Source organism: Kineococcus sp. R86509, assembly GCF_042466365.1.
In the GTDB taxonomy this organism is placed as follows: Bacteria; Actinomycetota; Actinomycetes; order Actinomycetales; family Kineococcaceae; genus Kineococcus.
Genome location: NZ_JAXHCE010000001.1, coordinates 1,568,071 through 1,589,387 on the forward strand (window position 1 = coordinate 1,568,071; position 21,317 = coordinate 1,589,387).

Here is a 21,317-nt window from a genome sequence, read left to right on the forward strand (position 1 = left end):
TCAGCTCTCCTCGCGGGGGGCGTCGAGGTCGACGCCGAAGGTGTCCGCCCAGGCCTGCATCGAGGTGATCTCCGGCAGCGAGGCCTTGTACGCGGCCCGCAGCTGCGGCCAGGACGTCAGCATCCGACGGTGCAGGTCGGCCGACTCGGCGAGCAGCGACCGGAACTTCTTCGCGTCGCGGCGGTACCAGACCGCCCCCTTGCCGTCGGCCATCGAGACCACGGCGCTGTCGTAGAGGGACAGTTCCCACCACTTGCCCTCGCTGGCGGCGAGGGTCGCGTCGGGACGCTGGGCGGACTCCGGCTTCGGGGGACGCAACTGACGCAGCGCGGCCTGCGCGGCCCACGGCAGCAGCGTCGCCTTCTTCGGCGCCTGCGGTTCCTTGCCCTTGTGCGCGGGCTTGCCGCGCTTGGGGGTCGGGTAGGCGTCGGGTTCGGCGGCGACCTGCGCGTCGGGGTACTCCGAGCGCAGCGCCCGGACGGCCGGCAGCGTCGCGCCGAGCAGTTCGTGCAGGTGCTTCGGGCCCTTCAGCAGGTCGCTCAGCGCCCGGTTGCGCAGGGCCTGCGCGTAGTACTGCATCGAGATGAGGTGCTTGACGTCGGTGTAGCTGCTCTCGCGGAACAACCGGCCACCGCGCTCGTACGGCGAGTACAGCAGGGCCACCAGGAAGCGGTTCCGCTCGTGGTAGTAGGCCTGCCAGTCGATGGTGTCGTCCTTGTCGTTCCAGGACACGTGCCAGACGCAGGCACCGGGCAGCGACACCGTCGAGTAGCCGTGCTCCGTGGCGCGCAGGCCGTACTCGGCGTCGTCCCACTTGATGAACGCGGGCAGCGAGAGCCCGATGTCCTTGACGACCTCGACGGGGATGAGGCACATCCACCAGCCGTTGTAGTCGGTGTCGACGCGGCGGTGCATCCACGGGGTCTGGCGCAGGTTCGAGGCCGCCAGGTTGTGGCCGTGGTACAGCCCGCGCGCGGGGCCCCAGAAGAACCGGTAGAGGTTCACCGACTCACCGAGGGTGTGCAGCACCGAACGGTCGTACATGTCGAACATGTGCCCACCGACGAGGGTGGGCTTGCGGCACGCGTCGCCGAACTGCACGGCGCGCACGATGCCCTCGGGCTCGATGTTCACGTCGTCGTCGAGGAGGAGGACGTACTTGGCCTTCTCCGAGCGGACGGCCTCGAACATCCCGCGGGCGAACCCGCCGGACCCGCCGAGGTTCGCCTGTTCGATGATGCGCAGCTTCGAGCCCAGCAGGGCCGCGACCTCGTCGAAACCGTCCTCGTCGCGCACCTTCTGGGTGCCCTGGTCGACGATGACGATCTCTTCGAGGACCTCGAGCACGGAGGCGTCGGAGGCCAGCGCGTTGAGCGTCTTCACGCAGTAGTCGGGCCGGTTGAACGTCGTGACCCCGATGGAGGCCTTGCCGGCGACGTGGTCGGCGACGGGGGCGCTCCACGCAGCCTCGACCAGCGTCAGGTCGTCGGAACCGCCGGCGACGTCGATCCAGTACCAGCCGCCGTCGGCGAAGGGGGCGAGGCTGAGTTCCTCGCGCAGCTGCGCCTCGCCGTCCACGCGCCAGGACGTGACGCGCTGACGCGAACCTCGGGCGTTGGACTTGAACAGCGTCACCGTGCCGAAACCGACGAACGTGCCCGCGAACCGGATCTTCTCGGCCCGAGTCCACTTGCGCCAGTAGGAGGCCGGGAACGCGTTGAAGTAGGAACCCAGCGAGTATCGCTTGCCGGCCGGGACGGTGAGGCTGCGGCGGTCGCCGGCGGCCTCGGTGTCGGAGTCACCGGAACCGGTGCTCACGAACTCGACGCCGTCGGACTCCGCGGAGGCGAAACCCTCCGACTGGGAGAAGTCGACGTAGAGCGGCAGCACGTCGATGTCCGCGCGGGACGGGAAGACGATGCGGTGGACCTCGCGCCACGCGCCGTCGTCGGGCGCGAGGCCCACGCCGGTGGCTGCGAGGTGCAGTTCCGAACCAGAAGTGACAGTGCTCATGCGTCCACCCCACCGGCCACGAGGGCCACGCCGTCCTTGAAGTGCGGGGTCAGCTTGTTGTCCACCATCGACAGGGCCGCCCCGATGGCCATGTGCATGTCGAGGTACTTGTAGGTACCGAGCCGGCCCCCGAAGAGCACGCCCTTCTCCCGCGACGCGAGGTCGCGGTAGGCCAGCAGCTTCTGCCGGTCCTCGGGGGTGTTCACCGGGTAGTAGGGCTCGTCACCCTCGACCGCGAAGCGGGAGAACTCCCGCATGATGACGGTCTTGTCCTTGGGGTAGTCCCGCTCGGGGTGGAAGTGCCGGAACTCGTGGATCCGGGTGTAGGGCACGTCCTCATCGGCGTAGTTCATGACCGGCGCCCCCTGGAAGTCCCCGACGTCGAGGACCTCCTGCTCGAAGTCGAGCGTGCGCCAGGACAGTTCGCCCTCGGCGTTGTCGAAGTAGGTGTCGACGGGACCGGTGTAGATGATCGGCACGTTCCCGGCGACGTTGCCCTTGCGGACCTCTTGGTCCGCGTCGAAGAAGTCGGTGTTCAGCCGCACCTCGATGTTGGGGTGGTCGGCGAGGCGTTCCAGCCACTTCGTGTACCCGTCGACGGGCAGACCCTCGTGGGTGTCGTTGAAGTAGCGGTTGTCGTAGCCGTAACGCACCGGCAGGCGGGTGACCGTGGCCCCGGGCAGGTTGCGCGGGTCGGTCTGCCACTGCTTGGCGGTGTAGCCCTTGAAGAACGCCTCGTACAGCGGACGGCCGATCAGCGAGATCGCCTTGTCCTCGAAGTTGTCGGCGGCGGCGGTGTCGATCTCGCCCGCCTGCTCGGCGACGAGCGCCTTCGCCTCGGCCGGCGAGAGCGCCTTGCCGAAGTACTGGTTGATCGTGTGCAGGTTGACCGGCATCGAGTAGACGCCGCCCTGGTACGTCGAGAAGACGCGGTGCACGTAGGGCGTGAACTTCGTGAACCGGTTGACGTGCTCCCACACCCGCTCGTTGGAGGTGTGGAACAGGTGCGCGCCGTAGCGGTGCACCTCGATGCCCGTCTCCGGTTCGGCCTCGGAGTAGGCGTTGCCACCGATGTGGTGCCGGCGGTCGATGACGAGGACCTTCAGGCCCAGGTCCTCCGCGCACTGACGGGCGACCGTCAGCCCGAAGAAGCCCGATCCGACGACGACGAGGTCGATGTTCACGGCTGGCTCACCCTCGGTCGCTCCGTCTCTGGCGTCTTCTGCGTGGCATCTACAGGGGCGTCACTGTGCTCGGGCATGGTGGCGTCAGCGTAGCCGTCCCGGACCCCCACCCACTTCAACGGCGCGCACGGCCCACCGCGCGCAGGCGGCGGCGGGCGGGTTCCTCGACGAACCTCCACAGGACCCACCCGAGCCCGATGGCGACGATCGGCAGGTTCGGCACCACGAAGCTCGTCCACGGCCCCCCCGGCGCGATCTGCGGGACCTCCTTCTGGAAGGTCCAGAAGATCTCGTACACCGGCACGTGCACCAGGTAGACGCTGTAGGAGATCCGCCCGCCGAGCACGATCGCCGGGCGGGACAGGAAGGCCGAGGGGCCCGCGTCGGTGAGGGCCAGCGCGCCGACGAGCAGCGGGAAGAAGACCGCGACGACGGCGAAGCGGTCGTAGGGCCGGCCCGCGGCCCAGCCGACGACGAGCACGCACTCGATCACCAGGATCCAGGCGACCCGCGGGGCCCAGCGGGCCGCGAGCTCGCCGGAGCGGGGACCCGCCTGCAGCTTGCGCACCGCGAGGCAGACCAGCGCACCTGCGCCGAAGCAGGTGAAGATGCGCTCCAGCCAGCTGTAGTCCCAGTAGATGACCCCGGTCTGGTAGCTGCGCAGGGCGGCCGGGGCCATCAGCGCGACGGCGCCGGCGACGAGCACCCACCAGGGCAGCCGCTTCAGCCGGTACAGCACGAGCGCGAGGACGGGGAAGGCGACGTAGGCGGCCATCTCGGCCGAGACCGACCACGTCGCGCCGACGAAGCTGGCCCCGTCGAAGTCGGGACGGTGCCAGAGCTGGACGAGCAGCAGCTGCTGGATCCAGCTCCACGGCCCGAGGTCGGGCTGGACGCCCTGGTAGGCGTAGAACGTCGGGTCGATGCTGCGCCGCCACAGCAGCCAGATCCCGAACAGCACGACGACGACGGCGTAGGCGGGCCAGACGCGGCAGATCCGGGCCCACCAGAACCGCCACCAGCCGCGCAGGTCCGGTCGCCGGCCCATCTTCTCGACGTAGGTCAGCGTGATGACGAACCCCGAGATCACGTAGAAGAGGTCGACGCCCAGGTGGCCGGAGTCGGTGACCGGCACGAGGAAGGCCCGCACCCGCTCCCAGTCCGGCAGCGGGGTGAACTTCCAGTGGAAGAGCAGCACCCAGACGGCCGCGACGATCCGCAGCCCGGTGATCGAGCGGACCTCGGGGAGGCGCCTGGCCGCCGTGGTGTCGGCGGGGGGCTGCGTGTCGGTGACGGCGGTCACCGGTCACCTCCTTGCTGGTGGGACGTCGCGATGAGCGCCCGGTAGGCGAGCGTGCGGATCCGGGTCGGGACGAAGCGGTAGCCGCCGCGCACGACGACGTTGCGGGCGGCCTGGACGGGACTCGTGAACCCCTCCCGCAGCAGGTGCCCCTGCAGGGTGAGCTCGGAGCGGAAGAGGCGCAGACCACCGCGGCGGGCGTAGGAGCCGGCGTCCGGGGACGCACCCACGCGATACTTCACGAGCGGTTCGGCGAGGTTCTCCACGCGGGCACCCGCGCCGATCATCCGCGCGAACAGCCAGTAGTCCTCCATGAGGTCCAGGTCCCGGTAACCCCCCGCCGCGGCGACCGCGGAACGGCGGTAGACCACCGTCGGGTGGTTGAAGGGGTCGTGGAAGCGGGCGTAGCGGGCGATCGCGGCCGCGCCGGTCGGCGGGACGCGGCGGCCGACGACGTCGTCCTCGTCGGCGCCGATCTCCAGCAGACCCGCCCCCACGAGGTCCGCACCCGCGGCGATCAGCGGCAGCTGACGGGCGAAGCGGTGCGGCAGGCTCACGTCGTCGGCGTCCATCCGGGCGACGACGTCGAAGGTGCAGTGCCGCAGACCCTCCTCGAGGGCCCGGGCGAGACCCACGTTGACCGGCAGTTCCAGGACGCGGACGCCCTGCAGGGCGTCGAGGGCCTCCTGCAGGTCGTCGGGGACGGGGCCGTCGCGGACGATCAGGACCTCGTCGGGCCGCAGTTCCTGGTCGCTCGTCACGCTGGCGACCGCGCGCTGCAGCTGCGCGACCTCGTCGCGCGCCCACACCGGCAGCAGCACCGAGAACCTCAGGTCCTGGAGCCGGCGTCCAGCCGGCTCCAGGAGGGGGGCGCGGCCGGCGGCGGACTCCACGGCGCGGACGTCGTCGGAGACCTCTCCGAGGCCGGCGAGGACGGTGGCCGTGGCGGCGGGGCGGCGGACCCCCTGGCGCAGTCCGCTGGTCAGGCCCCTGAGCAGGACGTCGCGGCGCTGCGAGCGGGCGATGGTCCGGCCCCAGCGGCGCAGCGTCGCCCCGCCGTAGAGGACGGTGTCGCGGGCGTCGAGGGGTCGGGAGCGGGTGAAGGTCCACAGCTTGTTGCGGACCTCGAGCACGAACCGCTCCCCCGGGTCGGCGTCGGTGGAGCCGAACACCTTGGTGCGGTGCTCCACGACGCTGGCCGCGCACGCGACCCCGCGCCGGCGGCGCAGCAGCCGGGTCGTGTACTCGAAGTCGTCGTTCCAGAGGAAGAAGGCGGCCTCGGGCAGTCCGTCCTCGCGCACCGCCCGCGCGTCGAGCAGCAGCGCGACGAAGCTGGCCGAACGGATCGGCAGGCAGCCCGCGGCCCGGGCCGCCGCCCGCTCCTGCGCGCTGACCCCGGGACGCTCGCGGGGGGTGTTCATCGGGTGGTCCCGGCCGTCGGTCCACACGACCCGGCTCGCCACGACCGCGGACCCGGTGCGCCGCAGGGCGGCCAGCGCTTCCGCGAGCGCCGTCGGGGTCGGGACGGTGTCGTCGTCCATCAGCCAGACGGCGTCGGCGTCGTGGCGGTGCACCGCGCGGGCCAGACCGGCCGCGAACCCGCCGGCGCCGCCGGTGTTGCGGGGCAGGACGACCAGGTCGAGCGGCAGGTCGGTGCCGGTGCTCCACTCCCGGACGGCCTGCGGGGAGCCGTCGGAGGAGGCGTTGTCGACCACCACGACGAGGTCGGGGCGGCGGGTCTGGGCGGCGAGCGCGTCGAGCCCGGCGAGCAGCAGGTCGCGGCGGTCCCAGGCGACGACGACGGCGATGACACGTTCCCGGGGCACCGGGACAGGGTGCCAGGTCGCTCGCGGTGTCACGGCAGGGTCACCTGCCACACGCTCACCGTCCCGCTGGTGAAGACCTTGCGCAGCCCCTCGACCCCGTCGAGGCCGGTGAGCCCGGGCGGGACGTCGTAGCCGGGCTGGCCGAAGAACACGGCGTCGGCCGGTTTCAGCGGCAGGCCGGGGGCCACGGAGTCCACGACGACCCAGCCGATGTCGTACTTCGCGACCAGCGCCTGGACCTCGGGGTCGGTGGGCAGGTCGTGGAAGCGGGCCGTCAGCGTCCGCAGGTCGGGCAGCGGGGTCGTGGGCACGGCCGTCGTGGCGAGGATCGGGACACCGTCGAGGACGTAGTCGTAGGTCGACCCGTCGTTGCCGGAGTTCATGACGCGCTGGCCGGGCTGCACGTGCGCGGCCAGGTAGCGGCCGGCGGCCTGGTCGTCGGCGTCGATGCGCTGGTAGGTGGGCTCGGCGTAGCGCTCGCGCAGGGCCTGCACCTCGATCGAGAACACGTCGAGCACGTTGGCGGTGAGCAGCGCGGCGCCCAGGACGGTGGCCAGCACCGGGGCCAGCACGGGGGTCCACCGGCGGGCGAGCAGCGTCGAGAGCCGCAGCACACCGACCCCGACGAGCAGCCACGCCCAGGGACTGCCGTGCGCCACGACCCGGAAGTAGGAGTTCCACGCGGTGTCCCAGACCAGGTCGAGACCCGGGGCGTGCAGGTCGAGCAGGTAGGCGAGCGCGAGCGCGGACCAGACCAGCCAGGTCAGCGCGACGGCCCCGGCCCGGCGCCCGGCGAGCGCGACACCGAGCAGGACGGGGACCGCCAGCCACCACTGCTCGCGGGTGGCGGCGAGGTCGAGGCCGCCCTGGAAGGGCAGCGTGAACACGCGGTGCAGTGCGTCGGGCAGCGACTGCGCCGGGATGTCGCGGGCGAAGCGTGAGCTGGACCCGCCGCCGGCGGCCGCCGCCTGGGTGAGGGCGGTCCCGACGAGCGCGGCGACCAGGACCCCCGCCCCGGCGAGCCCCGCGAGCCACGTCCCCGCGGAAACAACACTTTCCGCCCTCGAACGTGCCCGGTCAGGGGCGGAAAGTGTTGTTTCCGCGCGGAGGACGAGGCCGAAGACGTAGGCCCCGAGGAAGCCGCCGCCGATGGTGAGGGCGGCGCTGGGGTGGACGGTGACGGCTCCGGCGCAGGCGAGGGCGATCGCGGGGAGGATCCCGACGACACCCCGGCCGGGGGTCCGCGGTGGGGGCAGCAGCAGTGCGACCACCCCGGGGGCGAAGGCGATCGCGGCGGCGTTGGGCAGGGCGCCCGAGTCGTGGTGCATGGCCTGCAGCGGTTGGTAGGCCAGCACCGACGCGATCGCGGCGACCCCGCCGGCGGGCAGCCACTCCTTCGGCAGGGTCCGCGCCGCCAGGGCGAGGAGGCCGAGGGGCTGGACGACGGCGAGGACGACGACGCTGGTCGCGTTGAAGCCGGCGACGGCGCTAACGTCCCCGCTCTGGGCGACGAGCGCGGCCCACTGGTGCAGACCGTTCGGGTAGTACTGCGCGGGTGTCCCGGTGACGACGTCGAGGACCTGCCCGCGCCAGGGGGCCGCGTCACCGGTGCGCAGGATCCGGGCGGTGACGAGGGCGTGGGTGAGGGTGTCGTGTTCCTGCGACGGCGTCGCCAGCGCCCCCATCCCGCGGCGGAACAGCTCGAGGGCGGTGGCGGTCGCGGCGAGCAGCAGCGCGGCAGCGGCGAGCGCGGGCCCGCGCGGGACCCGTTCGGTCTCGAAGGCACCGGCCCGGCCGCGGACGAGGGCGAGCACGGCGAGCAGACCGGCGGTGGCCGCGAGCACGAGCCACCAGGAGAACCGCGTGCCGCTCAGCCCGCTGACCGTCGCGGCGAGGGTGGAGATCCCGACGGAGGTGGCCGGCGCGGCCCCGAGCAGCACGGGGACCTTCCGGACCCCGCCGGCCACCAGCACCAGACCGCCCGGGAGGAGGACCCAGAGGACGCCGAGCGCGAGGGTCAGGGCGTCGGAGGCCGGGGAGCCGCCGGTGATGACGGGGATCGGGGGGTTCACAGGACCTCGAGGACCGCGGCGGCGGCCCGTCGCGCGGCGGAGGCCAGCGACCCGTGCTCCAGGGCCCACTCCCGCAGGCGTTCCCGGGTCGGCGGGATCGGGGTCGTGACCTCGCGCAGGGCGTCGGCGACGGCGGTCGCGGAGTGCCCGACCACCCACCCCAGGTCGTGCTCGCGCACGAGGTCGGCGCCGCCCCCGACCCCGGCGAAGAGGACGGGGGTCCCGCAGGCGGTGGCGGCGAAGATCTTGGTGGGCGACATGAGGTCGTAGCCGGTGTCCGGGACCAGCGAGGCGAGCGCGACGTCGGCGTGGGCCAGCAGCTCGGCCGCGCGTTCCGGGGCGACGGTGCCGGGGAGGTCCACGGCGTGCGGGGCGAGGTCGGCGGCCAGCGCCCGCAACCTCGGGACGTCGACTCCCCCGCCGACCATGGTCAGCCGGGCGTCGGGGTTCGACCCGAGGAACCGCACGAACCCGCGGAGCAGGACCTCGGCCCCCTGCCACTCCGACATCGTGCCGCTGTAGACGACCCGCAACCCCGGCCCCGCGACGCTCTCCTGCGGGCGGAACACGTCGACGTCGACGCCGTTGCCGACGACGCGGACCGTGTCGGGGTCGACCCCGCCGCGGACCACCTGCTGCGCCATCCCCTCGGTGACGGCGAGGACGCGCGCGGCCCCGCGCAGGGCGGCCTGCTCGGCGAACTCGACGGCCCGGAGCACGGGCCGGGGCGCGCCGGCGGCGACGGCACCCTGCGACCAGACGTCGGGCAGGTAGGAGACGTAGGGGGTCCGGCGCAGCGCCGAGGTGATCCGGGTGACGACGCCGGTGGTGGGCGGCGGTTCGTGGACGACGACGTCGGGACGGCGACCGGTGAGCAGCCGTGCGGTCAGCGGGACGTCGAAGGAGAGGTACTGCAGGTACCCGCGCACGGCACCGTCACGGTCGCGCAGCACGGGGAAGCGCGAGGTGGCGACCCCGGGGTCACGGGTCTCCGGCGCGGTCGCGGTGGTCGTGACGACCTCGACGTCGCACCCGGCCTCGACCAGGGCACGGGCGAGGGCGCGCAGCCGGAACGGCGCGGCACCCACGTCCGGGGGGTAGGTCCGCGTCGCGATGCGGACCAGGCACGACACGATCGGTGACCCTACCCAGCGATCTCGTGATCACTCGCCAGGCCCGAGAGCTGGGCCTGGCGCGCGAAGTCCGGGACCCGCGCGACGACCTCGTCGAACGTCCCCACGTCGACGACGCGCCCCTCCTCCAGCAGCACCACCGCGTCGCAGTCGCGCACCGTCGCGAGCCGGTGCGCGACCACCAGGACCGTCACCTCCGAACGCAGCGCGGCGACCGTCGCGGTCACCGCGGCCTCCGTCGAGGCGTCCAGCGCCGACGTCGCCTCGTCGAGGACGAGGACCTTCGGGTCGGCGTAGAGGGCCCGCGCGATCCCCAGCCGCTGCCGCTGCCCGCCGGAGAGCCGCAACCCGCGCTCCCCCACCGGCGTGTGCACGCCCTGGGGCAGACCGGCGACGACGTCGCTGAGCTGCGCGGCCGCGAGGACCTGCTCGACCCGGGCGACGTCGACATCCTCGTCGCGCCAGGACAGCGCGACGTTGCGGGCCACGTCGGCGTCGAGCAGCGCGACCTCCTGCGGCACGTAGCCGACCCGCGCGCGCCACGCCGCGGCGACCTCGTCGAACGGCTTGCCGCCGACGAGCAGCTGCCCCGAGGACGGCGTGAGCAGCCCCAGCACCAGGTCGACGAGGGTGGACTTCCCCGAGCCGGAGCGGCCGACGACGGCGACGCGGGACCCCGCGGGCACCGTGATCGACACCCCGTCCAGGGCGGGACGGTCGCTGCCGGGGTAGGTGAAGGTGACGTCGAGGAGGTCGATGGCCACGGCGCCGGCCGGCAGTCCGCGCGGGTCGACCGGGGCGAAGCGGGCGGCACCGTGGGAGGCGCCGGTCTCGCGCAGCGCCTCCAGGACCTCCTGGGCGTTCGGCTCGTGGGCGTGCATCGTCGCGAAGACCGACTGCAGCCGGGTCAGGCACGGCACGACGCGGAACCCGGCGACGGCGAAGAGGCCGATCGCCGACACCGCCTCGGTCACGCCCTGGGTGAGCACCGCGATCCCACCGACGACGAGGAACCCGCCCAGCAGGGCCGCCTCCAGGACGAAGCGCGGCCCGACGGAGTAGAAGAACGCCATCCCGCGCGCCCGGGCGCTGCCCGTGCGGACCTCGCGCGCGACCCCGGCGAGCTGGTCGCCGCGACCGCGCAGGGTGATCTCCTTCGTCGTCGCGAACGACTCCTGCACGAGGCGGATCGTGTCGACGCTGGCGGCCGTGGCGGTGCGTCCCGCCGCGGCGGCCCGCTTGGCGATGACGGAGTAGAGCAGGACGGCGACGAGCCCGAAGTAGACGGCGGCCACGATCGCCGTCTGCCAGGCCGCGACGAGGACGACGATCCCCACCGCGAACAACGAGGCGACCTCGGCGACGAGGCTGGAGAACGGCATGAGGAACCCGTTGAAGGACTGGTTCAGCGACTCGTCGACCGTGCGGACCGCGCGCGCCGAACTCGCCCGCAGCCGGTAGGCCCACGACGCCGACAGGTAGGAGCGCACGAGCCGGTCGGCGACGTCGACCTCGTGCTCGGCGAAGCGGATCACCCCCCAGCGCACCAGGGCGAGCTGGGTCAGCGACTTCAGCACCAGCAGCAGGCTCGCGACGCAGATCAGCACGATGAGCTGGGTCGTGGTGATGGCCGAGCCGAGGAAGGGGATCGCGATCGCCAGCTGCCCGTTCCCGCTGACCGCGGCGGGCAGCAGGACGGCCAGCAGACCGAGCGCGACGACGTCGAAGACGGAGAGCAGGGCCTGGGCGGTGCAGTAGGCCGTCACGAACCGCGAACTCCCCGCCGGGAGGAGGGCGAGCAGGGCGCGGACGGTCGACAGCAGGGACTTCACGCGCGCCATCCTCGCCGATGCGCCGATCGACGGCGGCGAGCAGCCATGATGGACGGGCCGTGAACACCTCATCGAACGTCCCCGCGACCGACTCCCCGGTCGATCCGTGCACGCCCGGGTTCCCCGGCACGTGGGTGGTCATCCCGCTGTTCTGCGAGGCCAGCGTCGTCGGCGACGTCGTGCGCGGGCTGCGCGAACGGTTCGACCACGTGGTCTGCGTCGACGACGGCAGCACCGACGACTCCGCCGCCGCGGCGCAGGACGCGGGCGCCGTGGTCGTGCGGCACGCGGTGAACCTCGGCCAGGGCGCGGCCCTGCAGACGGGCATCGCCTACGCGCTGCGCGATCCGTCGACGCGTTCGGTCGTCACCTTCGACGCCGACGGCCAGCACCGCGTCGAGGACGCCGCGGCGATGGTCGCCCGCCTGGAGCGCGAGCACCTCGACGTCGTCTTCGGGTCGCGCTTCCTGGACCGGCGCACCGAGCTGGACCCGTTGCGGCGCCTGGTGCTGCGCGCCGCGGTCGTCTACACGAACCGGACGACGGGGATGCGCCTGACCGACGCGCACAACGGGTTGCGGGTGCTCTCGCGCACGGGCGCCGCGACGTTGCGCATCCGGCACAACCGGATGGCCCACGCCAGCGAGATCGTCCACCAGGTCGGGCGCAGCGACCTGCGCTGGGCCGAGCACCCCGTCCACGTGCTCTACACCGACTACTCCCGTTCCAAGGGTCAGTCGCTGCTGAACAGCATCAACATCCTCGTCGAAACGCTGCTGGGGTAGACCGCGTGCTCGCCATCCAGGTCCTGCTCATCGTCGTCGTGCTCGTCGTCGGCGTGGTCCTCGTCCGCTCCACCGCCGGAGCCCGTCACCAGGCGATCCGCCGGTTGCTGCTCGGGGCGCTGGTCGCGCTGGCCGTCGCCAGCATCCTCGTCCCGGGGGCCGTCACGGACGTCGCGAACGCCGTCGGCGTGGGCCGGGGGGCGGACCTGCTGCTCTACGGGCTGGTGATCGCGTTCCTCGGGTTCGTCGTCTCCTCCTACCGGCGCTCGCGCCACCTGGAGGAGACCATCACCCAGCTCGCCCGTCGCCTGGCCCTCGACGAGGCCGTGACCCCGGAACAGGCCCGGCGCCAGGAACCGGCACGCGAACAGGCCCGTCGCGACGAGCGCGACGGGCCTGCCTGACGGGTACCGCCTCAGCCGACGGCGGAGACGATCGCGTCGTAGGCGCCGGCCGACACCGAGTTCTCGTCACCGAAGACGAGCACCTTCTGGATGGACGTGCCCTCGGTGGCCGCGTCGGCCTTGAGCGCGTCGATCGCGGACCGGGTGCTGGCGGGCAGCGAGCCCTTCGCGGTCAGCAGCATGGGGCCACCGCCGTAGGCGAGCAGCGCCGAGCCCGCCAGGGCGTCGGGCCAGTTCTCACCGGTGGCGACACCGATGATCTCGGTGGCGTCCTGGAAGTACGCGGTGGAGGTGAACTGCTTGGCGACCAGCGACGCCGTCTCGTAGCGGTCGTTGCCGGCGAGCTGCGACCAGCCGGTCTGGTACTTGGTGACGGCGGTGACGGCGGTCCCGCCGACGGCGATCTTGGTGCTGAACCGACGGGAGTCCAGGTAGCCCTGGGTGCTCGCGCCGAGGTTGTTGCCGTCGGAGAGCAGGACCGCGCCGATGCTGTGACCGGAGTCGGTGTCGACGACCCCCATGAGGGCACCGGCGGCGAGGCCGTCGGGGAAGTTCCAGCCGGTGACGACCGAGACGCTCGTGGCCGACGGCAGCTGCTTGGCGATCGCGACGGCGGTGCCGAAGCGGTCGGAGCCGAAGAGGCGGACCGTCGGGAAGCCGAGGGCCTTGACGGAGTTCTCGACGTCGGCGGAGAGGGCGTTGGCGTCACCGAGGAGGTAGACGGTGCCGCCGGGCTTCAGCTCGTCCTTGATCGCCGCGGCGACGCCGGGGTCGAGGCTGGTGCGAGGCGTCATGAGCAGCGGGCCGCCCTTGTCCGAGGCCAGCGGCGCACCCGCGAGGGCGTCGGCGAAGGTGTCGGAGCGGGTCAGGACGACGGCGTCGGCCCCCTGTCCGGTGAAGGACTTCGAGGCGGCGACGGCGGTGCCGATGCGGTCGGCCCCGTAGACGCGGCTGGTCGCCGCCGCCTTCAGGTCGACTCCCGGGGAAGCCGTCGCGGGAGCGGCACCCGCCACGAGGGCCGAGCTGACCGCGAGGGCGGCCGCGAGGCCGAGGGTGCGAGGACGCAAGCGCATGGTGACCTTCCGGTGGGACGTGCCGTGGCTCCAGTCTTCGACCTCTGACGGCCGAATCTTGAGGCACAGAGTGTCACGCGCCGCCGTGACCTCCCTCACCACTCCTGCACGAACCCACCTCCTGAGCCCCCCGAAGCAGGCACGCACACCGCCACGGATGGAGTCAAGAGTTCTCTCACCGCTCACGTATCGCTACTGTGCGCTCCATGCGGATGACTGTCATCGGGTGCGGATACCTCGGAGCCGTCCATGCGGCATGCATGGCGGAGCTGGGACACGACGTCATCGGGATCGACGTGGACCCTGAGAAGATCGCGGCCCTCCAGGCCGCTCGTGCGCCGTTCTTCGAGCCGGGCCTGCCCGAACTGCTCGAGCGCACCATGGCCACCGGCCGACTGAAGTTCACCACCGACATGGCCGAGGCGGCCGGGTCGGCCGTGCACTTCGTGTGCGTGGGCACACCCCAGAAGAAGGGCGAGTTCGCCGCGGACATGAAGTACGTCGACGCCGCGGTCGACGGACTCCTCCCCTACGTCGCCGCCGGCGAACTCGTCATCGGCAAGTCCACCGTCCCCGTCGGCACGGCGACCCGCCTGGCCGCCAAGGTCCTCGACAAGGCCCCGGGCGCCGGCCTGGCCTGGAACCCCGAGTTCCTGCGCGAGGGTCACGCCGTCGAGGACACCCTGACCCCCGACCGCCTCGTCTACGGCGTCTCCGGCGGCCAGACCACGACCGAGGGCAAGGCCGCCAAGGCCCTCCTCGACGAGGTCTACGCCACGCCGCTGAAGCGGGGCACCCCGTTGATCGTCACCGACTACCAGACCGCCGAGCTGGTCAAGGTCGCCGCCAACTCCTTCCTCGCCACCAAGATCTCCTTCATCAACGCGATGGCCGAGCTCTGCGAGAAGGTCAACGCCGACGTCGCCCAGCTCGCCGACGCCATCGGGCACGACGACCGGATCGGGCGCAAGTTCCTCAACGCCGGCCTCGGCTTCGGCGGGGGCTGCCTGCCCAAGGACATCCGCGCCTTCATGGCCCGCGCCGGGGAGCTCGGCGCCGACCAGACGCTGACGTTCCTGCGCGAGGTCGACTCCATCAACATGCGCCGCCGGATCCGCATGGTGGACCTGGCCCGCGAGGTCTGCGAGGGCTCGCTCATCGGCAAGCGCGTCGCCGTCCTCGGTGCGGCGTTCAAGCCGCTCTCCGACGACATCCGCGACAGCCCCGCCCTCAACGTGGCCGCGCAGATCCGCCTCCAGGGCGGCGACGTCGTCCTGACCGACCCCGCGGCCCTGGACAACGCCCGCAAGGCCGTCCCGGACATCTCCTACGCCGACACCGTCGAGGAGGCCGTCCGCGGCGCCGACGTCGTCCTGCTCCTGACGGAGTGGAAGGAGTACCGCGACCTGGAACCGGCCACCATCGCCGGGCTGGTCAAGGAGAAGCGCATCCTCGACGGCCGCAACGCCCTCGACCCCTCGCGCTGGCGCAACGCCGGCTGGACGTACCGCGCGCTGGGCCGCCCGCGCGCCTGACGCACCACCCGTGGGAAGGACCCTTCCCGCCCGGCGCAGCCCCCGTTCCGGGCGCTCGCGGGGTGGGGAGGGTTCTTGGCGTCGGGGGCCCGGATGTGAGCGAAGCGTGAGGCCCGCGTGCGGGCGTGTCGCGGGTACCGGATCCGGCGCACCGAGCGCCGTACGGTGGAGCAATGCCCGCCGAGCCGCCGAACGACGACACCGCCGACCGCGGCGAGCAGTGGCACTCCACGACCTACGGCCGCCCGTCGCGACGTCCCGCCCCCCCGAGGCCGGCGGCGCAGACCCCCGGGCGCGAACAGCGCCTCCTCGACCTCCACGAACCCGCCGCGCCGGCCCCGCAGACCGCGCGCGAACCGCGTGAACCCCGGGAACCGCGAGAACCCCGCGAGCCCCGGTCCCGGCCGCGCCGCAACGTCCGCCGTCGCCGCCGGGTCCTCGGGATCGTGGCCGTCCTCGTCGTCCTCGCGGTCGCCTACCCGTTGGCGCTGACCTGGCGCGGCTGGTCCGCGGTGAACCAGGTGGCCGCGGCCTCCACGGGGGCACGGCCGGCGGCGACCCCGGGGACGACCTACCTCATCGTCGGCAGCGACTCCCGCGACGGCCTGTCCCCGGAGGAGATCGCGGAGTACTCCGCGGGCGGTACGGACATCTCCGGTCAGCGCACCGACACGATCATGCTGCTGCACGTCCCCGACGGCGGCGGGCCCGCGGCGCTCATCAGCATCCCGCGCGACTCCTACGTGCCGATCCCGGGCCACGACAGCAACAAGATCAACGCGGCGTTCTCGATCGGGGGCGCTCCCCTGCTGATGCAGACGATCGAGAACGTCTCCGGGCTGCGCATCGACCACTACGTCGAGACGGGTTTCGGCGGGTTCGCCCAGATCGTCAACGCCGTCGGCGGCGTGCAGATGTGCCCGACGCAGGCCGTCGACGACGTGCGGGCGGGGCTGGACATCCAGGCCGGCTGCCAGCAGATGGACGGCAGGACCGCGCTGGGCTACGCCCGGTACCGCTACTCCGACGTCCAGGGCGACCTCGGTCGCGCCGTGCGTCAGCGCGAACTCCTCGCGGCGATCATCTCGAAGGCGGCCAGCCCGGCGACGCTGCTGAACCCGTTCAAGGCCTTCCCGCTGGCCTCCTCCGGCGGTTCCGCGGTGACGCTGGACGAGGACGCCGGGATCGGGGACCTGGTGAAGTTCCTGCAGGGCATGCGCGGCGCGTCGAGCGCCTCGGGGATCTCGATGACGGTCCCCGTCTCCGACCCGAACCTGCGGACCGCCCACGGCCTGGCCGTGAAGTGGAACACCGACAAGGCGCTGGAGATGTTCGAGGACCTCAAGAAGGACGACACCGCGGCCCTGAAGTCGCTGGCGGCCTGAGACCCGAAGACCCCGCCGACCGCAGGTGCGGTCGGCGGGGTCGTGGTGCGTGCGGGAGGACTGACCTCAGAACGCGGAGACCGCGGTCTGGGCGTTCACGATCCCCTCGCCGTAGAAGCCGTTGTCGTCGGCCGGTCCGGCGCAGGTCGCGGTGGTGGTGCTCTCCCCCGCGGTCGCCGACACGCGACGGTAGGTGAACTCCGCCGGCACCGGGCACGGGGTGTCCGTGGCCGTCCCGAGCAGGATCGCCTGGGTGAGGTCCGGGTCCAGCGTCAGGGTGCCGGGGTGGGCCTTGTCGGGCTTGCCGTACTGGCTGACGATGAGGGCCGCGACACCGGCTGCGTGCGGGGACGCCATCGAGGTGCCCTGCAGGTACTGGTAGTACGCGTTGCGGCCGTCCTTGGTGACCTCGCGGATCACGAACGGGCTGGTGGGTTCGCCGTTCTCGTCGACGTCACCGCTGGCGATGGCGAGCGCCTCCGGGTAGGCCGCGAGGATCTCCCCGTCGGGGCTGACCCGCTGGTCGGGGGTGTCGTAGGCGTCGCCACCGGGGGCGGAGACGTCGGACTGCTCGGTGCCGAAGTTGGAGTAGTACGCCTTCCGGCCGGACGGGCCGGTCGAGTTCACGGTGACGACGCCGTCGTTCTCGGCGGGCACGTTGAGGCAGGTGGCGTTGTCGATGGTGCGGTCGCGGGCCTGGGTCGGGTTGCCGTCGGCGTCGACCGGGTAGTCGGGGCTGGTCGAGTCGACGCCGGGGGCGCCGAGGTCGGTCGACTCGTTGCCGGACGCGGACACCGGCAGGACGCCCTTGCTGCGGGCGTAGTCGATCGCGCGCTGGACGGCGGCGACGACGACGCGCTGCTGCTGCTGCTCGGCGGGCGAGTCGGCCGGGTTCGCCTGGCAGTTGTAGAGCCACGGGTCGACGTAGAAGCTCATGTTGACGACGTCGACGCCGGCGTCACCGGCGTAGGTGAGCGCGTCGAGGGTGGGCTGGAGGAAGAAGTACCCGGAGTCCTGGCCCGCGCGGATGTTCACGAGGTTGACCTTGGGGGCGACACCGGCCATCCCGAGGCCGTTGATGGGGGCGCCGATGGTGCTGGCGACGTGGGTGCCGTGGCCGTCGTCGTCGACGTCGACGGGGTCGACGCAGGTCGCGACCTCGCAGGGACCGTCGAGGTCGGGCATGTCGGTGACGAAGTTGCGGCTGTCCGCGGCGTCGAAGTTCGGCGCGATGTCGGGGTGGGTGCCGTCGACGCCGGTGTCGATGATCCCGACGGTGACCTTCTTCGTGCCGGGCTGGGTCGCGTACGAGCCGTCGCTGGTGGCGCCGATGGCGGCCATGTCCCACTGCAGCGGGGCCAGCGGTTCGTCCTTGGGCTTGCGGGTGGCGAGGGACTTGAGGTCCACGTTCGCCTGCACCTGCGCACGCTCGGACGCGGTGAGCTTCTCCACGACGGAGGCGGCGTCGGCGACGGTGTCGGCGGGCGCCTCACCGATGCTGCGGTTCTTCGCGGCTCCGACCAGGCCGAGGGCGGAACCGGCCTTCTCGACGAAGTCGGCGGCGTCGCTGGAGACCAGCGCGTAGCCGACCTCGGCGTTGCTGGAGAGCACGGTGCCCCCGGCCGCGGCGATCGAGGTGCGGGCCAGGGCGTCGCTGACGCCGGCGTCGTAGAGGACGACGTACTGGGCCGCGGTGGTGGTGGTCTTCGTCGTGCGGGTGGTGGCGGGGGTGGCGGACTGAGCCGACGATGACGACTGCGTCACCGCGAGCGTCGTCGCGAGGAGCGCGGTGCTCATCGCGGCCGACAGGACGATCTTGCGCACGGGGCCTCCAGATTCGGTGGACGAACGAGGCCGAGTTTGGTGCTCAGAGTGCTCACAGACAAGGGTTGAGCGTGAGCAACCTGAGACACGAGGGGCCAGAGTGACGGTCTCAGTCCCCGCGGGATCCGCTGGGCGGTCAAGGACCACCGGCGGGACGTCGATGACCTCCGTGTGACCCGTCCTGTGCTGCGCCGGGCGTTGCGTCGGCCCGAGGGACTGATCGCCCGGACCCGCTGGCTCTTCTGCGGCTCGGCCCTGGTCTCGCTGGCCCTCACGCTGCCGGGCGCCGTCGTGGGCGAACGCGGGAGCACCCTGGTAGGTCTCGCCCTGGCGAGCACCGTTCTCTGCGCGGTCTGGCTCCGCCGGTACCGGGTGGCCGCGGCCCACTGGTACACCGACCTGCTCGAGGCCGCGGCGTCGGCCGCGTTCGCGGCCTGCGCGAGCTCCCCGCAGCTCGCCTTCGGCTTCGCCTTCACCGCCATGTGGCAACGCGCCGTCTACGGTTCGTGGCGGTGCGGGGTGGTCCACGCGGTCCTCGTCGCCGGTGCCCTGCTGACCTCCCTGGTCACCTGGCCGCTGCTGCCCGGCCATCCCGGGTCCGTCGTGGTCGGCGGTCTGCTCGGCCCGCTGCCGCTGACGCTGCTCATCAGCGCGGTGGCCCGCCACCTGGCCGGGAGCCTCTTCGCCCGGGAGCAGGCGACCGGACGCCAGGCCGCACTGGCCGGTCTCAGCGCCGCCCTGCTGACCGCGACCACCCGGGAGGAGATCGTGCGTCTGGCCTGGGTCGCGACGGAAGCCGTCTGCTCCGCCACGCCGGGCAGCCACGCCCTCGGCGTCGAGGAGCGCGCGGGGCGGACCGCGGTCCACACCTCCACGGGTCTGCAACTACCCGCTTCCACACCGTGGGACCGCGACGCCCTCGCCGGCACCGACGAACCCGCTCCCGTGAGCGGTCCGCTGCTGCAGCGGTTGCAGCAGGTCGGCCACGCGGACCGCTGGATCAGCCTCGCCCTGCCCGCCCCGGGCGGACGACCGACGCGGTGGATCGTCGTCGGCGAGTCCTCGCGCACCTCCTCCGGCGAGGTGTCCACCGCCGTCCGGGCGGTCTCGCAGCAGGCGGTCCTGGCGCTGCGCGGTCGGGAGCAGCACGACGACCTCGTCCGGGCCGCCCGCACCGACGGGCTCACGGGTCTCGCGAACCGCTCGACGTTCACCCTGGCCCTGGAGCAGGAGCTGCGCGCCGGCGCGGACGGCACGGCCGTGCTGTTCTGCGACCTCGACGGGTTCAAACCCGTCAACGACGAACTCGGCCACGCGGCGGGCGACGAACTCCTGCGCCGGGTCGCGGACCGCCTGCGCCGCACGCTGCGTCCGGGTGACCTCTGCGCCCGCCTGGGCGGCGACGAGTTCGTCGTCCTGCTGCGGATCCCCGAGGGCGACGTCCTCCAGGTCGCGACCGCCGTCGCGCACCGGGTGGTGGACCGGGTCAGCGAACCGATCGCCCTCGACGGCCGCACCGTGCAGGTGGGGATCAGCGTCGGGCTGGCGCTGGCCGGGCCGGACGTCGACGCGCACCGGCTGCTGCGCAACGCCGACCACGCCATGTACACGGCGAAGGTGGGCGGCAAGAACCGCTTCCACACCTTCGCGACGCCCTAACGACGCGCCAGACCGAACAGCACGTCCAGCAGCCGCCGCCCGTCCATCCGCAGACCGTCGTGCTGGTACTCGTTCGTCACGAAGGTGCGCGCACCCCGGATCGCCGCGGCGGTCGCCCGGGAGGACGCGTAGGGCACGAACATGTCGTCGACGTAGACCGCGGCCGCGACGGGGACGGTGTTCCCGGCCAGCACGTCCGCGTCGTAGAGCGGCGGGAGGTCGGCGTCCGCGGCCAGCAGGTCGGCGGCCCCGCGCAACGGGACCAGCGCGGGGTCCTCCTCGAACTGCCAGGGGTAGACGTGCTCACCGGTGAAGGCGAAACCACTGGAGAGGTCGAAGCGCGGGAACTCCGCCCGCACCCGCTGCGCGGCCCAGTTCGTCGCCGCCCCCTGGGCGTAGATGCTCTCGTGGACCACCGCGTAGAGCGGGTGCGCCGCGAAGGACAGCCGTCGCCCCATCTCGAGCAGGAACCGTTCGCGCAACCGGCCGCTGCGCGTGAACGGGTCCTCCAGCGCGAAGTGCAGGGCGTCGAAACCGGACACCTGCCCCAGGGCGATGCCGATGGTCGCGAACCGCCGGGCGCTGAGCCGCTCCCCGCTCGGCAGGAGTTCCTCCTGCTGCTCGAGGTGGTCGGCGACCGCCTGCGCCACACCCAGATCGCGGGGGTAGCGGGCGAAGAACTCGGCGTTGCGCACGGCCGTCTGCGCGTACGTCGCGCGGTACACGTCGTCGGCGGTCGTGGCGATCCCCGGGAGGCCGGCCGTGATGAACACCTCGCGCAGACCCTGCGGGGCCTGCGAGAGGTAGGTCGTGAGGCAGAACCCGCCGTAGCTCTGGCCCAGCGCGGCCCAGGTGTCGTCGCCGAGCGCGAGGCGCAGCAGTTCGGCGTCGGCCACGATGGAGTCGGCGCGGAAGTGCCTCAGGTAGCGGGCCTGGTCGGGCGGGGAACCCACCTCGGCGAGGCTCTGGCGGTCCAGCGGGGTGGACCGGCCCGTGCCGCGCTGGTCCAGCAGCACCACGCGGAACTCCTCGAGCGCCCGCTCCAGCCAGCCACCGACCACCTCCGGCCGGTTCGCGGGGTTTCCCGGCCCGCCCTGGAAGAACACCAGCCGCGGGGCGTCACGCTGCCCGTCGCGGACGTACTCGCGGGCGAACACCTCGATGCTCCCGGGGTCGGAACCCCGGTGGTCCAGGGGGACGGTGAGGACGTGCTCGTGGACGTCGTGACCGTCGACGCGGTGGGACTCGGTGTGCAGACTCACCGCCCGACCGTACCCACAGGGCGGTGCGAC

General features: G+C 72.6%; 15 protein-coding genes. 5 read left to right on the forward strand and 10 right to left on the reverse strand.

All coding sequences use genetic code 11. From position 1 onward, the window contains the following. The 7 genes from SJY07_RS07440 to SJY07_RS07470 form a co-directional block, all read right to left on the reverse strand. Entirely contained in the window at nucleotides 1–2,013 is a 2,013-nt protein-coding gene (locus SJY07_RS07440) for a glycosyltransferase (protein WP_328294885.1), read from the reverse strand. Then, entirely contained in the window at nucleotides 2,010–3,197 is a 1,188-nt protein-coding gene (gene glf, locus SJY07_RS07445) for a UDP-galactopyranose mutase (protein ID WP_328294884.1), read from the reverse strand. The genes SJY07_RS07440 and glf overlap by 4 nt, the downstream gene beginning before the upstream one ends. Nucleotides 3,198–3,312: 115 nt before the next feature. Further along, on the reverse strand, nucleotides 3,313–4,500 hold the full coding sequence (locus SJY07_RS07450) for an acyltransferase family protein (RefSeq protein WP_380158107.1): 1,188 nt from the start codon (nucleotides 4,498–4,500) through the stop codon (nucleotides 3,313–3,315). Further along, nucleotides 4,497–6,323 carry a glycosyltransferase gene (locus SJY07_RS07455; protein ID WP_328294882.1) on the reverse strand — a complete coding sequence of 609 codons (1,827 nt, stop codon included), beginning with the start codon at nucleotides 6,321–6,323 and terminating at the stop codon, nucleotides 4,497–4,499. Before SJY07_RS07455 ends, SJY07_RS07450 begins: the two co-directional genes overlap by 4 nt. 29 nt (nucleotides 6,324–6,352) lie before the next feature. Continuing rightward, nucleotides 6,353–8,395 carry a DUF6541 family protein gene (locus tag SJY07_RS07460; RefSeq protein WP_380158110.1) on the reverse strand — a complete coding sequence of 681 codons (2,043 nt, stop codon included), beginning with the start codon at nucleotides 8,393–8,395 and terminating at the stop codon, nucleotides 6,353–6,355. Continuing rightward, nucleotides 8,392–9,528 carry a glycosyltransferase family 4 protein gene (locus tag SJY07_RS07465; RefSeq protein WP_380158112.1) on the reverse strand — a complete coding sequence of 379 codons (1,137 nt, stop codon included), beginning with the start codon at nucleotides 9,526–9,528 and terminating at the stop codon, nucleotides 8,392–8,394. The genes SJY07_RS07460 and SJY07_RS07465 overlap by 4 nt, the downstream gene beginning before the upstream one ends. Before the next feature lie 11 nt (nucleotides 9,529–9,539). Further along, nucleotides 9,540–11,360, reverse strand: coding sequence for an ABC transporter ATP-binding protein (locus tag SJY07_RS07470; RefSeq protein WP_380158114.1), 1,821 nt, complete (start codon nucleotides 11,358–11,360; stop codon nucleotides 9,540–9,542). Between the two features lie 59 nt (nucleotides 11,361–11,419). On the opposite strand from SJY07_RS07470, the gene SJY07_RS07475 reads away from it, so the two are divergent. Both SJY07_RS07475 and SJY07_RS07480 read left to right on the forward strand, forming a co-directional pair. Next, nucleotides 11,420–12,145 (forward strand): glycosyltransferase family 2 protein, encoded by a 726-nt coding sequence (locus SJY07_RS07475; RefSeq protein WP_380158116.1) that lies wholly within the window; start codon nucleotides 11,420–11,422, stop codon nucleotides 12,143–12,145. Between the two features lie 5 nt (nucleotides 12,146–12,150). Beyond that, nucleotides 12,151–12,549, forward strand: a complete 399-nt coding sequence (locus tag SJY07_RS07480; protein ID WP_328294877.1) for a DUF2304 domain-containing protein — start codon at nucleotides 12,151–12,153, stop codon at nucleotides 12,547–12,549. Between the two features lie 11 nt (nucleotides 12,550–12,560). Here SJY07_RS07480 and SJY07_RS07485 read toward each other — a convergent pair whose 3' ends face one another. Further along, nucleotides 12,561–13,622, reverse strand: a complete 1,062-nt coding sequence (locus SJY07_RS07485; RefSeq protein WP_328294876.1) for a cell wall-binding repeat-containing protein — start codon at nucleotides 13,620–13,622, stop codon at nucleotides 12,561–12,563. A 206-nt stretch (nucleotides 13,623–13,828) separates the two neighbouring features. Between SJY07_RS07485 and SJY07_RS07490 the strand changes: the two genes are divergently transcribed. Next, nucleotides 13,829–15,157, forward strand: a complete 1,329-nt coding sequence (locus tag SJY07_RS07490; RefSeq protein ID WP_328294875.1) for a UDP-glucose/GDP-mannose dehydrogenase family protein — start codon at nucleotides 13,829–13,831, stop codon at nucleotides 15,155–15,157. A 173-nt stretch (nucleotides 15,158–15,330) separates the two neighbouring features. Further along, nucleotides 15,331–16,542, forward strand: coding sequence for an LCP family protein (locus tag SJY07_RS07495; RefSeq protein WP_380158120.1), 1,212 nt, complete (start codon nucleotides 15,331–15,333; stop codon nucleotides 16,540–16,542). Nucleotides 16,543–16,608: 66 nt separating this feature from the next. On the opposite strand, the gene SJY07_RS07500 is transcribed toward SJY07_RS07495, so the two are convergent. Next, complete coding sequence (locus SJY07_RS07500; RefSeq protein ID WP_380158122.1) at nucleotides 16,609–18,366, reverse strand: S8 family serine peptidase; 1,758 nt, start codon at nucleotides 18,364–18,366, stop codon at nucleotides 16,609–16,611. A gap of 171 nt (nucleotides 18,367–18,537) precedes the next feature. Between SJY07_RS07500 and SJY07_RS07505 the strand changes: the two genes are divergently transcribed. Then, a complete protein-coding gene (locus tag SJY07_RS07505) occupies nucleotides 18,538–20,025 on the forward strand; it encodes a diguanylate cyclase domain-containing protein (protein WP_380158124.1) in 1,488 nt (495 codons plus the stop codon). On the opposite strand, the gene SJY07_RS07510 is transcribed toward SJY07_RS07505, so the two are convergent. Then, the gene (locus SJY07_RS07510; RefSeq protein ID WP_380158126.1) at nucleotides 20,022–21,287 is read right to left on the reverse strand and encodes an alpha/beta fold hydrolase; all 1,266 of its coding nucleotides are present in this window, start codon (nucleotides 21,285–21,287) and stop codon (nucleotides 20,022–20,024) included. The genes SJY07_RS07505 and SJY07_RS07510 overlap by 4 nt on opposite strands. Nucleotides 21,288–21,317: the final 30 nt, after the last annotated feature.